Source organism: Acetivibrio saccincola (assembly GCF_002844395.1).
In the GTDB taxonomy this organism is placed as follows: domain Bacteria; phylum Bacillota; class Clostridia; order Acetivibrionales; family Acetivibrionaceae; genus Herbivorax; species Herbivorax saccincola.
The window spans coordinates 47002-62206 of the sequence record NZ_CP025197.1 but is presented as its reverse complement, the minus strand read 5'-3'; the positions used below and the strand labels follow the sequence as shown (position 1 = coordinate 62206).

The window sequence follows — 15205 nt, the reverse complement described above, 5'->3', positions numbered from 1 at the left end:
TTGTATTTCTATACATTACTGACATGTTTCCCTTTTTATCTTTATAGTATATAACAGAACCAAATGGCTCAGGTTTTGGAAGCCATCCACGAGGCGCAAATATGTAGCCATAGGTTCTCGAGGGCTTTATTTTTCTTATGTTTTCTAAATATTCTAAATAATTATAAAAAGCACTTTGGTTTATTGCTAATCTTTATTACATGTAAGTAACTCAATTCTTTTTATCTTCTTTTTTTGTAGATTCCTTATATGATACGCTTCATATATAGTTTTGCCCCTTCCTGCAAAACCACCCGGACTGACAGTTAAATACTGTCTATTGGAAGAATCAATAAAAATAGCATGATAATCACTATGAAAAAGAAGTATTACATCGTCAATAACTCCTGTATCAGGATGTCCCTCCATGTTATTCCATACCTCTTCAAATTCTTTAGTTGTTTTTATGGCATGAAATTTAACTTGTTCAATATTTTTGTATCCGTTAAAAAACTTGGTTTGTTTTCTTACAAATTCAGCTTGAGAGCTAAAGTCATCAGGACAGTATAATACATAACTTGAACCCTTTGCATCGTTAAACCAAATTCCTCTTATGTAGTCTTCATTAAATACTAAAGAGTCAACCTCTATCCGTTGACCGTTATATAAATCTTCAACATCAAATTTTACATTGTCAATTAATACAGCAGTAGTATATATTGTATCTACAGCATCTTCGACACTAAATTTTAAAATTACATTTTGATTCCGATAATCTTTTATGTCAATTTCTGTCGTTTGCCACCCAGTCATCCAGACATCACCTTTGTCAAAGACTATGTCTGGTGAAACAGATATCAAATTACCACTATCGTATTGTGTGGCATTAAACATTTCAGCTATTTTATTAACATTAATATCTAAAACTTTAATCTCTTCATTATTCTGTGTTTCTAAGGTTATTGAAACCACAAAAGGATCATCAAATTTGCTTCCGATGAACTCCAAAAATTCTTCTGACAAAAAAATTCCAATTAAAAGATATTGTGTTGACTGTTTCTGGAATGTAAATGCTTTGATTAAGTATTCCCTGTACCAGAGTATAGCCCAATCCTGTTGATATTATACCCATTCTATTTCCTTCTGTTGGTCGGATTGAACCTAGCTGGGTAATAGATCTTCCATCTCCATCTTTTTGCCATCCCGCCAAACCATTTTCAAAACCACCGTTAATTAGTCCGGTTGGAAGTTTTAAATTTGCGTGTCCTTTAATTATAAGCATTCCTCCATCATTATAATACCTATCAAGTGACGGATTGTAAGCTTCAAGTGTACTCTTTCCCCCAAGTATTATTTCTGATAATAGTTTAATTGATTGAATTACTACATATTCATTGGTAATTTTATCAGTGTATCCATAATATGTGGATGCGCCTTTTTTTTGAAAACATCCCATAGTAACTCTGTTTTTGCACTTTCACATGAATTGTTTATAATTATACTTTTTGGAAATGTTCCTTGTATATTTCTTTCAAACCATTTCGAATTAACCATATAATAACTTTCTATATTTCCTTCTTTTTTATCAATTATATTATATATAGACACTTCTCCTCTTTGCTGTTCAGTTCTGTACTTTTGGCTGTCTTCTACTTTCTCCCCTGTTACAATCCAGTCTCCGTTAATACCATGTGTTGAAAATACAATTATTCCATACTCGCATATTTCTTTTAAGGATTCTATATTCGCATATTCATCTCTTAATATGTCTAAATTATATTTATAAACAGATTCTTTAACAATTTCCTCTATGTAAACAGTTTCTGCTGCTTCACTCCATTTAGTATCAAAAGGAGACCATATAAGAATGTCTTTTGACATTAAGAAGTCATAATCTGTAATTTGATATTCTTCTTCACTGATTTCTTGGAAATTATTTATTTTCTGAAGACTATTGGAGCTTCCTCTAGGCATAGTTTCCATATCTTCGTAATTTACTACTTGTATAAAAGTACGTAATCCGCTTGATAGTACAATTTCAATAGTACCATTTAAGTTATTTACTTCTTTTATCCGCTCATCCTGAGTTAAAATACTTTGGAGTTCTTCTACCAGTTCTTCTATATTGGCATTTTCATTGTTACTAAAATACTCTGAGGCGTACTTAGTTATGTATTTATTTATATTTAAAACATTTTCAAATATTTCATCTGGTAAAGGTTCTAACACATCAATTGAAAATTCTTTACTTAGTTTTTTTCCATTTTTCATGGAAACAACAACCTCATCTACATCGAGAAGAATATTTTCTTTTACTATACTCTTGTATCCTTCCTTTTTAACAATTATTTCATATTCTTTTTTTGATAAAATGTTAATCTTAACATACCCGTTTTGGTCACTTTTTGCCGATATTTCTTTCAAATTCTTGTCTTTTGGAATTGCAATTATTTCCACTTTTTTTTTAGTGGCTCTTGATTGTTATTGTAAACATATATTTCTAGATCAGATGTTTCGTTCTTTTTCGGACTAGTCCCAGATGATTTGTTACTTCGGGGTGTTGGTGTGCTTGTAGGTGTTGGTACTGTCTGATGTGTATTTTCAGGCTCATTTTCAGGTGCTGATTCTGGAGCAGCAGGTATTTCTTCTCTGTCTAATTCAGTTGAATTTAGACTTTTGACATAGTTTGCAACTAATGTAAATGCCTCGCCTCTTGATGCGTAGTTATGAGGTTTGAAAGATTTATCAGAATATCCATTTATAATTCCTCTTTCTTTACATATCATTACAGGACTATAGAACCAAGAGTTTTTTTCAACATCTATAAAATTATCTATTGTTAAATTAAGCTCATCTAAAGTCCAATTGTTTAGTTTTACCAATAGGGCTGCAATTTCTGCCCTTGTAATAGGATTGTTAGGTTTAAAACTTCCATCTGGATAACCTTCTAGTATTCCATTACTTGAAGCTATATCAACCATTTCCTTAAACCAGTTATTATCTTTTATGTCTGTAAACTCCTTTGTTTTTTCTTTTATAACTTCAAGTTTCTTTGTTTTTAAAAGCACTGCTAAATATCCTGCTCTTGTTATCTTTGAGTCCGGTTTTATTACATATCCTTCATCAGTTACATATCCACTCACATAATCTTTTTCTGCTAAAAAATTAATGGATTCTTTTGCCCAATGATTTGTAATATCACTAAACAATTTTTCGGTATGATCTTTAGAATTGTTTTGAGAATATGTTATATTCCCCATTAACCCCTGTACCACAATACTAATAAGTAAAACTAACATAATAAACTTTTTACTTTTTTTCATCATCGTTCTCCCTGTTTATATAGTTTGATATTATAACAATTTTAAAATATATATGTATAAAATGTCAATAGATTTTTGAATCCTTTGATTTTTTTACTAATTCAAGATAGGGTTGAAAACCCGCTTTTACCATTCAATTAAGTCAATATATATGGTAAAATTCCCTTCCCCTATTATCTCACATTGGACACCTATTTGCTGTTCTAATGTCATATCCAAATCTTCAGGCAGTTTTATTACAAATTCATTCCATGCATCTTTTTTGAGGCTTCCATACCTCTGCCATGAAGAATACCACCGGTAATTTTCATAATTGCCTTCAAAAGTCATGATATATGGCTGTATAGCCCTTACCGGAGCACCTAACGGTACCCATATTTTGAAAGTTATGGTTGACCCGGCTGGTATTATATCATACAAATCCCTGCAAACTTCCAATATTTCTTCACCAGAAGCCGCTATATCCCATTTTAAAGACCTGGTACCTTCATAACTTTTCTCTGTTGTGTTGGATATAGAAGATGAATCGCTGCTTACAATAAATCCTTCAGTACTGCCGTTTTCCCAGTCAAATTTTGTTTTATTGCTTGAATTTAATTTTACGGTTATTTTTTCTGTATAAGTACCTGTAACGCCTAAATTATTTGTAACGCTTAATTTTACCAAATAATTGCCAACTTCTGTATATCTATGCTCCACAGTTTTTCCAACTCCATTGGCACCATCCCCAAAGTCCCATGAATATTGAGAAATGCTTCCCTGTAGGGCTTCTGAATCTGTAGCATCAAATTTCACAACATCGCCAATTGTTATTTCCTCCGGGGTATAAGTAAATGCTGCTTTAGGTTTTATATCTTCCTTTGTGTCGTCTTCAGGTCTTTGGGTGAGTTTTCCCAACATATAAGATACATCTTCGGTTTTGATATCTTCAATACTGTATTCAAAGCCCCTCTTTTCAAGCTCTTTAAACAATACATACCTTGACATTGATACATTGTTTTCTTTAGCCTTATTAAAAACTTCAGACGGAACCATTAAAGTATGGGCATTAATCTTAATATCCCGGTAGTTGGAGGTCAGCACTTTTAAATTATCCAAAATTCTGTTTAAATTCTGTACCTCCTTTTTTTCATTTGAATACGTTTCTGCTAAATGTGCACAAATAATCACATTATTAGATTCTTCATTAATTAAAGCTGACTCAACGGACTTTTCCAAAATGTCTTCTACCGCTCTGTCTAAAGACTTTTGATTAAGCTTTAAATCTTTTAAAAATTCTTTTGAACTGTCATTAATTGCTACAACCTTTGTAACTATATTATTTAAGTCGATTGTCATTTCAATGCTTGGGTTAATATCTATGTGAACATATGCATATATTTCTTTGTTAAAAATGCTTCTCTGCATATACAGGATTATCAGCAGTGCAAAACAGCTTACAACTGCCAAAAGCTGTGCAAACCTAAACCGGGGTTTGTTATAAACAACTCTTTTTCCCGGGCTTTCTCTTTTTGAATCATCCATTAAATCCAGTTCTCTAAGAACCCTTTCTTTGGTCCTTGTAACTAACTCTTCAGAAGGTGATATTTCTTTAGAATCTATTTTCTTTAATAATTTTTCTAATTTTTCAATTTCCATTTCCATAATCATATCCTCCTTTCTCCAGTGCTTTTTTTAACTTGTGAATCCCCCTGCTCAGACGGGACTTCACCGTTCCAACAGGTATATCCAATACATCCGATATCTGATTATAATTCATTTCCTTAAAGTAATATAAAATAACAGGTATCCTGAAATTGTCCGGTAAACCGTTTAAAAATGCTTCCAGCTCTTTTGTACACTCCTTGTCTATTAAAAGGGACTCCGGATGAAATTTATCCAAAGGTACCTTTGACAATTCAAAATCCTTTTTTTCATTTGTAAAAAAATCCTTTATTATATTCATCCACCGCTTTTGCTTCCTGTACCTGTCCTTGTATAAGTTTATAGTAATGGTATAAATCCATGTTTCAAAAGATTTGTTCTTATCATAACTGTCAATATTTCTTACAACCCTTACCCATGTATCCTGAAAAAGGTCATCTGCATCAAATTCATTGTTGGTAAGACGGTAGCACAGCCTGTAAACCTGATTTTTATACATATCAATTAAAGATAAAAGTTTCTGTCCCTTGTTAAACCCCTCTATATCCTGAAACTCAGTTGTTTTCAAACACCCACACCTTCCTCTCAAGGCTTCAATATATTTAGTGCCGGTAAAATTCATGCTCAAAAAATGCCTGTATCTCTATCTACATGTATTTATTATACATTAATATTTAAAAATTCTCTTTATATATTTAAAGAACCAGGCATACTTTTTTTGAGTAGACTTTATTTGAAGCCTTGAAACGCAAGCATCTTTGGTAGTAAATCCGGTGGTAAGTTTTCCGTACATTAACTGTCATACCCATTATACCTTTATTTACGCCTGTAGACTTAAAAAGTTCCTTAATTTTTCTAAAATTTTTTTGGGAACTTTTTTTTAACTCAGGCGTAAAAGAAAATTAGAGACAAGTTAAAGTATTATGAAATATTTTGTAGCATAAAGTGCCAAGACATAAAGCAATAGATTCAGGATAAGTCTGTAAGAAGTATTTCCAGTATTATACAGCATATCCTGGTCAATTTGCTTAAAATAAAAAAATTATACAAGGAGGAATCAGAAATGAAAAGAAAAACATCAATTTTGGTGGCATTTGTAATGGTACTCACCTTAGCACTTCCACTTACAAGTGCTACTGCAAGTGACAACAGTGTAGATGTCACCATCAATACTTCATTGGAAAGGTCTGAAATAAGTCCATTTATCTACGGTGTAAATCAAGACCTTCCAGGACAAACTGTAACAGCTAGAAGACTAGGTGGAAACAGGCTTACAGGCTATAACTGGGAAAACAATGCTTCCAACGCAGGAAGCGACTGGTTTCATTCAAGTGACAATTATCTTCTTAATTCCACCGGTGTTCCAGCAGAAGATTGGAACAAACCCGGATCCGTCGTAACAACTTTTCACAAACAGTCTCTTTCCCAAAATGTACAGCATACATTAATAACACTTCAGGCAGCAGGATATGTTTCCGCTGATATGGACGGCTATGTTGAAGAGTCAGAAACAGCACCGTCAGACCGCTGGAAAGAAGTAAAATTTGAAAAGGGCAGTGAGTTTTCATTAGAACCTGATTTAAATGACGACTATGTTTATATGGATGAATTTGTAAATTTCCTTGTAAATGAGTTTGGAGATGCATCCACACCAACAGGAATAAAGGGCTATTCCATAGATAACGAGCCTGGCTTATGGTCCCACACCCATGCTCTTCTTCATCCGGAACAAGCAACCTGTGAAGAAATTCTTCAGAGGGGAGCAGCTCTTTCAAAAGCTGTTAAGAACGTAGATCCCCACGCTGAAATATTCGGTCCTGCATTATATGGATTTAATGCATACCTTTCATTTCAAAATGCTCCTGACTGGGAACAAATACAAGCAGAAGGAAATTACAATTGGTTTGTCGACTACTATCTTGACCAAATGAAAAAAGAGTCAGACAAAGCCGGAAAGAGACTTTTAGATGTCCTTGATATACATTACTATCCTGAAGCAAGAGGAGGAGGCAGCAGGGTAACATTCGGAGAAGACATTAAAAATATAGAATGTAATAAAGCACGTCTTCAAGCTCCACGTACTCTATGGCAAAAAGAATTCAGGGAAGACAGCTGGATAGGCGAACCCTGGTTTGACGATTACCGTCCCATAATACCAAAAATCCAAGAATCTATAAATAAATATTATCCGGGAACAAAACTTGGAATTACAGAGTATGATTTTGGCGGCGGCAACCACATTACCGGCGGTATTGCCCAGGCTGATGCTCTTGGTATATTTGGAAAATATGGTTTGTATTATGCTACTTACTGGGGCGACCAAAATAAAAATTACATAGTGGCAGCTCTTAACCTGTACACAAACTATGACAACAATGGTTCTTCTTATGGAAATACAAATGTTAAATGTGATGTTTCAGACTATGAACTTGCATCAGCATATGCTTCCATTGTTGATGAAAAAGATGATAAACTTCATATAATCCTTTTAAACAAAAATTATGATGAATCCGTTAACTTTAACATTTCAATTGATAGTTCTTCAAACTATACTTCAGGCAGAGTATTTGGATTTGACAGAATAAGTTCAGATATTACTGAAAGAACTCCTGTAATAAATATTGTTGACAACAAATTCAGCTACGCACTGCCTCCTTTATCTGCTTACCACATAATCCTTGACAGCAATGATGAAGGAATACTTTTTGGGGACCTCAACGGTGATGGCGAAGTTAATTCCATTGACTGTGCAATACTTGGAAGGTACCTTCTTGAAATTACTTCTGATGTAGATTTTATTGCGGCTGACTTAAACTGTGATAATATAATAAATACAAGTGACTACACCATTTTATCAAGGTATCTCATTTCAATTTTAAATTCACTGCCTCATGTAAGTGATTCACCAAACAAACCACCTGAAGCAGCTTTCACTTTCTCATCAGAGGGGAATGAAATAACCACCGGTACCCGTATAACTTTTGATGCATCAAAATCAACAGATGCTGACGGGACTATTTTCCACTATGCATGGGACTTTGGAAATGGTCAGGAGGCCAGCGGAAAAACTGTAAACTATAAGTACACCAATCCCGGAACCTACAATGTTAAACTAGTTGTCACTGATAATTTAGGACTAACCGGAAGCATTACAAAAACCATAACTGTAACGTCTGCTACAGGTGATAATGCAAGATTTAACTTTGAAGACGGCACATTGCAAGGATTTACAACAGGAGGAAATGTAAGTTCAAAAGTATCAAATACCACGGATAAAGCTTTTAACGGAGAACACTCATTAAAATGGGATATTTCTTCTACAGGTACAGAAGAAGAGCCTGTTGCTAACCTTATAATCGGCGGCTCTGCAGTTGTTAAACCTGGTGAAACAGCAACTTGTAGAATATGGATTCCAGAAGGTGCACCAATAAGGTCACTTCAATTCTATATTATGCCTCACTCATCAGACTGGACATATTTTGACTGGAATTCAGCATGGGCCGGATATGAATATGTAAAAAAAGGTGACTGGAACGAACTTACACTAACCCTTCCTGAAACCGTAGACGATTCACTGCCTCAACAAATAGGTATACAATGTGAGACAAACGGAAGCGGCGACTTTACCATCTATGTGGATTCAATTGACTGGTAGTCATAATATAAGCTTTTATGAAATAAAGTTAAGTTAAAAGCAAGGGGTTAACAGCCCTTTGCTTTTAATTTGCATAAATCCGCCTTTATAAGAGCAGAATACAAGAGAAATGACAAGATGTAATTTTCATGGCGGCTCTTTCATGTTATAATTTTATATAAATTATTTTTTATTTTTAATAATGATAAAAATAATTGTATTTTTACTTTATTTCTTAAAGGGGAGTTGTGTTAATTATGAAAAAGTCAGGTTTTAATTTATTTCTTATTTATTTTTTCTTAATGCCAATGCTCATTATTGTTTCAACAAAAGGAGCATATTCTAAATCCTATGCTCAGGGAAGTTCATCCAAACACAAGGTATACATACTTGCCGGCCAATCAAATATGGCAGGGGTAGGAATGAATCATGAACTACCTTCTGAGCTTCTTGAAGTTCAGGAAAATGTTAAAATATACGCAGAAGGTACCGTTGAGTCCTCTTTGAAAAAGGTATGGAGCCCGCTGCGTCCCGGTTTTGGAGCCGGTTCCGGTGCCTTTGGACCTGAATTAACCTTTGGAAGGGATATAGCAAAAATTTATCCTGACAGCCAGATCTTTTTAATTAAGTGTGGATGGTCCGGAACATCCCTGCAAGGGGATTGGCGTCCACCAAGTGCAGGCGGGGCCACCGGAAGTTTATACAAAAATTTAATAGAAACAGTTGAAGAAGCTCTGTCTAAACTGGATCCCGGAATTGATTATGAAATTTCAGGTATGTGCTGGATGCAGGGAGAATCTGATGCCTGCAACATTTATCCTGCAAATGAATATGAAAGCAACTTAACCCATTTCATTAATGATGTCAGAAAAGATTTGAATGCTCCCACAATGCCTTTTATTATAGCAATGATTGATGATTCGGATGCATGGATTGAACATGCCATTGTGAGGCAAGCCCAGATTAACGTAGCTAAAAATGTGCCCTATGTGGGGATTTTTGATACAAAAGATTTTGATACCGACGGAATGCACTACTTTACACAAGGTATCCTGGATATAGGCAGTTGTTTTGCAGAAGAAATGGCGAAAATATCCGGAATTTCTCCTAAATTCGTCTATGGAGACGTAAATGGTGACGGTGTTTTTGACTCCATAGATTATGCTGAAATAAAACTATATTTATTAGATATAACAGATGAACTTAAATACAGCCAGTGGAGAAAAGCAGCAGATGTTAATGGTGATGGTGATATTGATACAAGGGATGCCGCTTTAATGCAAAGGAAAATATTGGAGATAATTGATAAATTCCCTGTAGAGTAATAAGGAGAGTAATATATACTGCTTTTTAAATTACTTTTAAAATAATTGTAATTATTACATTTTGAAATAATCGCAGTATTCAAGATTTACAGTATGAGATAAAATTTATAATTAAAAGAAAGGATGCGCTAATATGAACTTTGAAGAACTATTTACACTTCATATAGAAATTAATGAACAAACTTTGTTAGAAAATCTCCATGGAGACAGTGTTGTAATGATTTCATTTACAGGTACTGCTACAGGCAAGTATTTTACAGGTAAGGTGCTTCCCGGAGGAGTGGACACACAAATTATAGGAAAGGATAAGGAAAGGCATACATTATCAGCAAGATATATTCTTGAAGGGAAAGATTTTAATGGTGATGACTGTAAAATTTATATTGAAAATAACGGCTACGCTGTAAAAAACCCTAATAATGTATTGTTTAGGACTTATCCTAAAATTATCACAAATAGCAAAGCTTTAAGTTTCTTAAATCATGAATTATTAACTGGTGAAGTTATCAGTACAGATAAAGGTATATATATAAAGTTTTATAGGGCTGTGTAATAAGACTTTTAGTCACAAATTTCAATATAAAAAGTAAAATAATAATCTAAAAAGGCTTCCAACAAAACGGAAGCCTTTCTGTAAATCTGGCGGAGAGGGTGGGATTCGAACCCACGGTACCCCTTTGGGGGTACACACGATTTCCAGTCGTGCGCCTTAGACCAGCTCAGCCACCTCTCCAAATTTTTATTTTCCATGACTATTACATTATAGATAAATGTATGCCTTTTGTCAATGGCAAATAAATTAATTAAAAATTATTTTCATTTATACTTGAAAAACTTCTTCTGTATTCTTCAACTTCTTCGCACAAAGTATAATTATTTCTTTCTAAAACCTCCAAATACCCTTCAATCATTTTGGCTGTCTCTGAACTTTTGTTCATGTTGACAAATTCTCTGTAATTTTCAAGCAATTCATCATTAATTTTATTTGTAGCATAGTCAAAAGCCGGCATACCGTTAAATCCAAAAAAAACGTGTGTAGAAGATTCATATGTTCCCTTCCGGCTTCATATTCTTTTATGCTGTCAGGATATGTCTCCATATAATCTTCATATTTCATTAACCTGTCTTTTATTTTAGCCCAGGGCAATACCCCTCCTGCTTTCAAACTTTCCAAATCCTTAGACTCCTCTGCTTTAAGATAAATATAATCCCTTATATCATCCGACAAATATCCTGCATACTCCTCCAAAACCCTGTAATCCTGAACTATGGTAAATAGCCCCTCTGCATTTACCACCATATATCCGCCATCTATTATTTCTTGAAGCAAAGATTTTAAATCAGCATCCTCTAATTCACTAACCCTATCTTTGTCAAATGTATCCCCAAAAAACTCAAAAAGTTTTTGCTGTACCTCATTGTCAATTAAAATTTCTTCATACACACCTATATATTTTTCTTGTATTTCCTCAAAACTTAAAATCATTGTGGTTGCATCTTTTTGCGACGCATTTCTAATATTTTCCCCAATAAAAAACAAAGCCCCGGAAGGCTTTGTTTCTTCATCAATAGCTGTATTGTAATTTTTTAATTCAGGGCTTGTATCCCCTTCAAATGCCAGCGGTTTTTTCAAAAAACCACTTATTTCACTAAACGGTATTTCAAGTTCTAGCGTCTCACCTATTTCATTTATATATTCAACAGCGCTGAAGCAAAATACCAATGCATTGTCTTTTATATAAAATACCGTTTCATCATTAATTCCTTCAAATTGTTTTGTTACCTCTACATCTAATTCAGAAAACTTAACTTCTAACTTTGCGTCTATTTCTTCTTTATAATTCCCTTTTAATATATCTTTTAGGCTTAATAATTCACCTGTTTTCAAATCAAAATTTTTGCCTATAACCACATGGTCATCTACTCCAAAGCTCCGCATATGGGATATAACTTCAATTTTTATACTTAATATCTCCTTTGTTCTGTACCCAACTTCATACGTTACATCTAAAGTGTTGTCTTGCATTTCAGGAATCTGTTTAAAATTTTCAAGTCCTCTTTTAAATCCGTCAATTCTTTCTTTTATAGTGCCATTTATCTTTTCTTCAACTTTTTTGTCAACTAAACCTGTTACAACTGGATAACGCAATATTGATTCAAACTCATCTGAAGAAATTACTTCCTCTTTTTCCTCTAAAACATATTGATCCGTTAACTCTGTAGAGCACCCTGTTAAAACAAAACAGGCAATTAAAACAACAGATAGCAATGTAATAAGTAATATTTTCCTCACCTAATTTCCCTCCACTTATAATGAATTGTTATCTAAAATCCGATATTTTATATAATAACACATTTTTATAAAAACTCAAATATTAATTTTGCATTTAGCCTGTATTTTAATGGTTGTATTTAGTATTAAAATTTACTATTTAACTGCATTATAAAATACCATTATTTAAAATTGTTAAATAAAAGCTATACAATGTTAACGGTTTTTGTGTTATAATAATCTAGTATTAAAATTTATTGTTGTTTTATCAACAATAATATACATTTATAAATTATTTTGCAAATACAAAAGAATTTTACCAGGAGGTCTAGTAATGAGTAACGAAATTCACTTGTTTGGAAATTCAAATCCAAATACCGGCAATAAAGATCCAAAAAAGATTGTGCTGACTATAGCATCTCTTGCCGTTATTATTGCTGTCCTTATTGTGGCAATAAAATTAGCTTCAAAACCTGCATCTGACGATACCGGCGATGGCGGGGAAAAATTATCCTCTAAGTTAACGGAGAAATTATCAGGTGTCTTTGTTGTTGACAATGATATTAAAAATGCATCTAATTCTAAAACTTTAGCTGTATCAGGGGATTACCTTTTCTATGCTGACTCTAAGGGCTTATACAGAGTGAACAAGGACGGATCCGGCAAATTGGAGCTGGATACAGGACAAATATCCAATATAAACGTTTATAAAGACGGATTGTATTATACTAAAACTGAAGCTACAGATGGTTCCTCAACATACAGCAATAAAAAGCATCAAATTATTAGAATTTCCTTTGACGGTAAAAAGAAAAATGAAATTCATACTTATGATTGTCAGAGAATTAGTTCAATGCTGGTAGTTAATGAAGTTGTACTTTATCAACCAATAGTTTTTGTACCTGATGGCGGAACTAACGAACATGGTGAGAGCACAGGTTCATTTCAAACAAATTATGTTGCAGTATCCATAGACGGTAAGGATGCCACAAGATTGCATGACGACACTTATCACAGCAGATTTGCAATAAAATACCCTTATAATCAGTCTGAACTGGATGCACTTTTAGGTGTTGACTACCCTGAAACCGTTGTTAAAACTTCTAGATACTTTATAGATGATACTATGTATTTTGATACTCAAAGTATTCAGGATCCAAAGACCATTAGGATATTCTCAATAAGCAAAGCTAATAACGTACTTAATCTAATAGGTGAGCACATTCCTGATACAAGCTCTACAACTCCTGTAAGCTTATATACTAACGGATTTGTATATGATGGTGAATTTATCTACTATGTATTAACTGAAAGAAGAGGAACTGAAGAAAAGAACGACTTATACAAAATAGATTTAAATTCAAATAACCTGTTATTTGTACAAACTCTAAATTAAAAAGATAATATATTAATAATGTATTAAAGAGGTAACTAGTAATTCCTTCTTGTAAATTTTAAAAAACCGGGACAAGTTTCTTTACCCCGGTTTTTATTTTTTAATGTCAAAAAGTTTACTTTGCATCTTTGTATTTTTTAAATTCAGAATAATTCTTATTGGTATATTTTTTAAAGCACTTTCCAAAATAATTAGGGTCAGGAATCCCCACACTTTTTGCAGTTATGTACATTAAAGTCCCCTTTTTTGCATATTCAATTGCTTTTTTCATCCTGCACTCATTAATGTAATCAATAAGGTTGATATCAGTTTCCGCTTTAAACAGCCTGCTTAAATAACTTGCATTAAAACCAAAGGTCTCTGCAATAGACGCAACATTTAAATCCGGTTGCACATAGTTTTCTTCTATATATTTTTTTATTTTAGACACTGTATCATTTTTGTGAACTAATTGGTATTCCTCTATATGCGAACTTTCATTTTTCTGTTTTTTTGAATTTAAATTTTCTATCACTTTTAAAAGAGTTTTTCGTATTTCTTTGCTGTTTATAGGTTTTAACAAGTATTCACATACACCTATTCTGATACATTCCCTTGCATATTCAAAATCACTGAAAGCGGATATAATAATTATTTTTAAATCAGGATACCGCTTAATAGCTATTTTAGAAAATTCAATCCCGTCCATAAACGGCATTCTTATATCTACAAATACTATATCCGGCTTTATCACGTCAATAGTATTAATTGCCTCTATGCTGCCCGATGCCTCCCCGACTACTTCCACACCTAAATTTTCTTTCTCTATAATATTTTTTAATATGTTTTTTAATATGTTCCGGGACGGCCTCTCATCATCAACAATCATTACTTTATACATATAATTTCCCCCTACATAATTGGTATCTTTATATCTATTCTGAAATAAAGACCCTCTTTAGTCGTAATTTCATATAAATCCAAATCATTATAATAATATTGTATTCTCTCTATTGTGCTTTTAAGCCCAAAACTCTTTTCCCCTCCCTCATCATTCATTATATCTTGAAGCTGTTTTTCACTCATTCCTACCCCTGTGTCAAAAACAACTATGTGAGCCCTGTCTTTCTCTTTATACACAGATATCTTGATAATACCTTTTTCTCCTTTTAATCTTATACCATGATATATACTATTTTCAACTAAAGGCTGTAATATTAGTTTAGGAACTAAAATATTAAGTAGTTTTTCGTCAATTTCATACTCAACCTCAAAAATATCACCATATCTTAATTTTTGAATTTCCAAATAACTTTTCACCATTTCAATTTCTTCCCTTAGGGGAATTTCATTTTTGCCTTTGCTTAAATAACCTCTATAAAAATCCCCGAGTGCCATAATAGCATTGCAGGTCTTTTCATCAGAATTTTCCAATGCAATAGCTGCTATACAACTTAGTGCATTATATAAAAAATGAGGTTTTATCCCCTCCTGAAGAGCCCCAATTTTGCTTTTAATTTTTTTAAATTAAACCGGCAAAATATTTCTTTTTCCTTTCTAGTCATAACTTAATTTTAACAAATTTATTTTTTCTTCTCAACTTGACCTGGAAAATTCGTCAATTCAATAGGAAAAATAGCTGCTTTTTTAAAA

14 protein-coding genes and 1 tRNA gene are annotated in these 15205 nt (G+C 33.1%); 4 read left to right on the top strand and 11 right to left on the bottom strand.

Features of this window, described 5'->3' with window-relative positions; translation table 11 throughout:
• Window positions 1-186: 186 nt before the first annotated feature.
• The 6 genes from HVS_RS00330 to HVS_RS00305 all read right to left on the bottom strand — a co-directional run bounded on the left by HVS_RS00330 (window position 187) and on the right by HVS_RS00305 (window position 5514).
• Window positions 187-1002: a hypothetical protein gene (locus HVS_RS00330; RefSeq protein ID WP_159063324.1), complete on the bottom strand. Its 816-nt coding sequence runs from the start codon at window positions 1000-1002 to the stop codon at window positions 187-189.
• Complete coding sequence (locus HVS_RS00325; RefSeq protein WP_101298497.1) at window positions 962-1435, bottom strand: hypothetical protein; 474 nt, start codon at window positions 1433-1435, stop codon at window positions 962-964. Before HVS_RS00325 ends, HVS_RS00330 begins: the two co-directional genes overlap by 41 nt.
• Window positions 1363-2436: a carboxypeptidase-like regulatory domain-containing protein gene (locus HVS_RS00320; RefSeq protein WP_101298496.1), complete on the bottom strand. Its 1074-nt coding sequence runs from the start codon at window positions 2434-2436 to the stop codon at window positions 1363-1365. Before HVS_RS00320 ends, HVS_RS00325 begins: the two co-directional genes overlap by 73 nt.
• Window positions 2427-3302, bottom strand: a complete 876-nt coding sequence (locus HVS_RS00315; protein WP_159063323.1) for an S-layer homology domain-containing protein — start codon at window positions 3300-3302, stop codon at window positions 2427-2429. The genes HVS_RS00320 and HVS_RS00315 overlap by 10 nt, the downstream gene beginning before the upstream one ends.
• Before the next feature lie 126 nt (window positions 3303-3428).
• Complete coding sequence (locus HVS_RS00310) at window positions 3429-4946, bottom strand: anti-sigma-I factor RsgI family protein (RefSeq protein WP_157942932.1); 1518 nt, start codon at window positions 4944-4946, stop codon at window positions 3429-3431.
• The gene (locus HVS_RS00305) at window positions 4930-5514 is read right to left on the bottom strand and encodes an RNA polymerase sigma factor (RefSeq protein WP_159063322.1); all 585 of its coding nucleotides are present in this window, start codon (window positions 5512-5514) and stop codon (window positions 4930-4932) included. Before HVS_RS00305 ends, HVS_RS00310 begins: the two co-directional genes overlap by 17 nt.
• A 495-nt stretch (window positions 5515-6009) precedes the next feature.
• Here HVS_RS00305 and HVS_RS00300 point away from each other — a divergent pair, with 495 nt between their 5' ends.
• The 3 genes from HVS_RS00300 to HVS_RS00290 all read left to right on the top strand — a co-directional run bounded on the left by HVS_RS00300 (window position 6010) and on the right by HVS_RS00290 (window position 10458).
• Window positions 6010-8601: a glycoside hydrolase family 44 protein gene (locus HVS_RS00300; RefSeq protein WP_101298492.1), complete on the top strand. Its 2592-nt coding sequence runs from the start codon at window positions 6010-6012 to the stop codon at window positions 8599-8601.
• A 236-nt stretch (window positions 8602-8837) separates the two neighbouring features.
• Entirely contained in the window at window positions 8838-9905 is a 1068-nt protein-coding gene (locus HVS_RS00295) for a sialate O-acetylesterase (protein ID WP_101298491.1), read from the top strand.
• A gap of 133 nt (window positions 9906-10038) precedes the next feature.
• Window positions 10039-10458: a DUF3237 family protein gene (locus HVS_RS00290; protein ID WP_101298490.1), complete on the top strand. Its 420-nt coding sequence runs from the start codon at window positions 10039-10041 to the stop codon at window positions 10456-10458.
• Between the two features lie 87 nt (window positions 10459-10545).
• Here HVS_RS00290 and HVS_RS00285 read toward each other — a convergent pair.
• The 3 genes from HVS_RS00285 to HVS_RS00280 form a co-directional block, all read right to left on the bottom strand.
• Window positions 10546-10638: transfer RNA gene (locus HVS_RS00285), tRNA-Ser, on the bottom strand.
• 70 nt (window positions 10639-10708) lie between these two features.
• The gene (locus HVS_RS17435) at window positions 10709-10843 is read right to left on the bottom strand and encodes a hypothetical protein (protein ID WP_278278667.1); all 135 of its coding nucleotides are present in this window, start codon (window positions 10841-10843) and stop codon (window positions 10709-10711) included.
• Window positions 10840-12198, bottom strand: coding sequence for a PdaC/SigV domain-containing protein (locus HVS_RS00280; RefSeq protein ID WP_101298489.1), 1359 nt, complete (start codon window positions 12196-12198; stop codon window positions 10840-10842). The genes HVS_RS17435 and HVS_RS00280 overlap by 4 nt, the downstream gene beginning before the upstream one ends.
• A gap of 313 nt (window positions 12199-12511) precedes the next feature.
• On the opposite strand from HVS_RS00280, the gene HVS_RS00275 reads away from it, so the two are divergent.
• Window positions 12512-13573: a DUF5050 domain-containing protein gene (locus HVS_RS00275; protein ID WP_101298488.1), complete on the top strand. Its 1062-nt coding sequence runs from the start codon at window positions 12512-12514 to the stop codon at window positions 13571-13573.
• 115 nt (window positions 13574-13688) lie between these two features.
• Here the strand turns inward: HVS_RS00275 and HVS_RS00270 are convergent, their stop codons facing one another.
• The gene (locus HVS_RS00270; RefSeq protein ID WP_101298487.1) at window positions 13689-14453 is read right to left on the bottom strand and encodes a response regulator transcription factor; all 765 of its coding nucleotides are present in this window, start codon (window positions 14451-14453) and stop codon (window positions 13689-13691) included.
• 11 nt (window positions 14454-14464) lie between these two features.
• On the bottom strand, window positions 14465-15001 hold the full coding sequence (locus HVS_RS00265; RefSeq protein WP_242971733.1) for a sensor histidine kinase: 537 nt from the start codon (window positions 14999-15001) through the stop codon (window positions 14465-14467).
• Window positions 15002-15205 lie beyond the last annotated feature (204 nt).

Excerpts from the sequence above, each read along its gene's own strand:
- HVS_RS00295 (WP_101298491.1), top strand. The coding sequence starts at position 8,838 with ATGAAAAAGTCAGGTTTTAATTTATTTCTTATTTATTTTTTCTTAATG.
- HVS_RS00275 (WP_101298488.1), top strand. The coding sequence starts at position 12,512 with ATGAGTAACGAAATTCACTTGTTTGGAAATTCAAATCCAAATACCGGC.
- HVS_RS00300 (WP_101298492.1), top strand. The coding sequence starts at position 6,010 with ATGAAAAGAAAAACATCAATTTTGGTGGCATTTGTAATGGTACTCACC.
- HVS_RS00315 (WP_159063323.1), bottom strand. The coding sequence starts at position 3,302 with ATGAAAAAAAGTAAAAAGTTTATTATGTTAGTTTTACTTATTAGTATT.
- HVS_RS00290 (WP_101298490.1), top strand. The coding sequence starts at position 10,039 with ATGAACTTTGAAGAACTATTTACACTTCATATAGAAATTAATGAACAA.
- HVS_RS17435 (WP_278278667.1), bottom strand. The coding sequence starts at position 10,843 with ATGAACAAAAGTTCAGAGACAGCCAAAATGATTGAAGGGTATTTGGAG.
- HVS_RS00270 (WP_101298487.1), bottom strand. The coding sequence starts at position 14,453 with ATGTATAAAGTAATGATTGTTGATGATGAGAGGCCGTCCCGGAACATA.
- HVS_RS00325 (WP_101298497.1), bottom strand. The coding sequence starts at position 1,435 with ATGGGATGTTTTCAAAAAAAAGGCGCATCCACATATTATGGATACACT.
- HVS_RS00310 (WP_157942932.1), bottom strand. The coding sequence starts at position 4,946 with ATGGAAATGGAAATTGAAAAATTAGAAAAATTATTAAAGAAAATAGAT.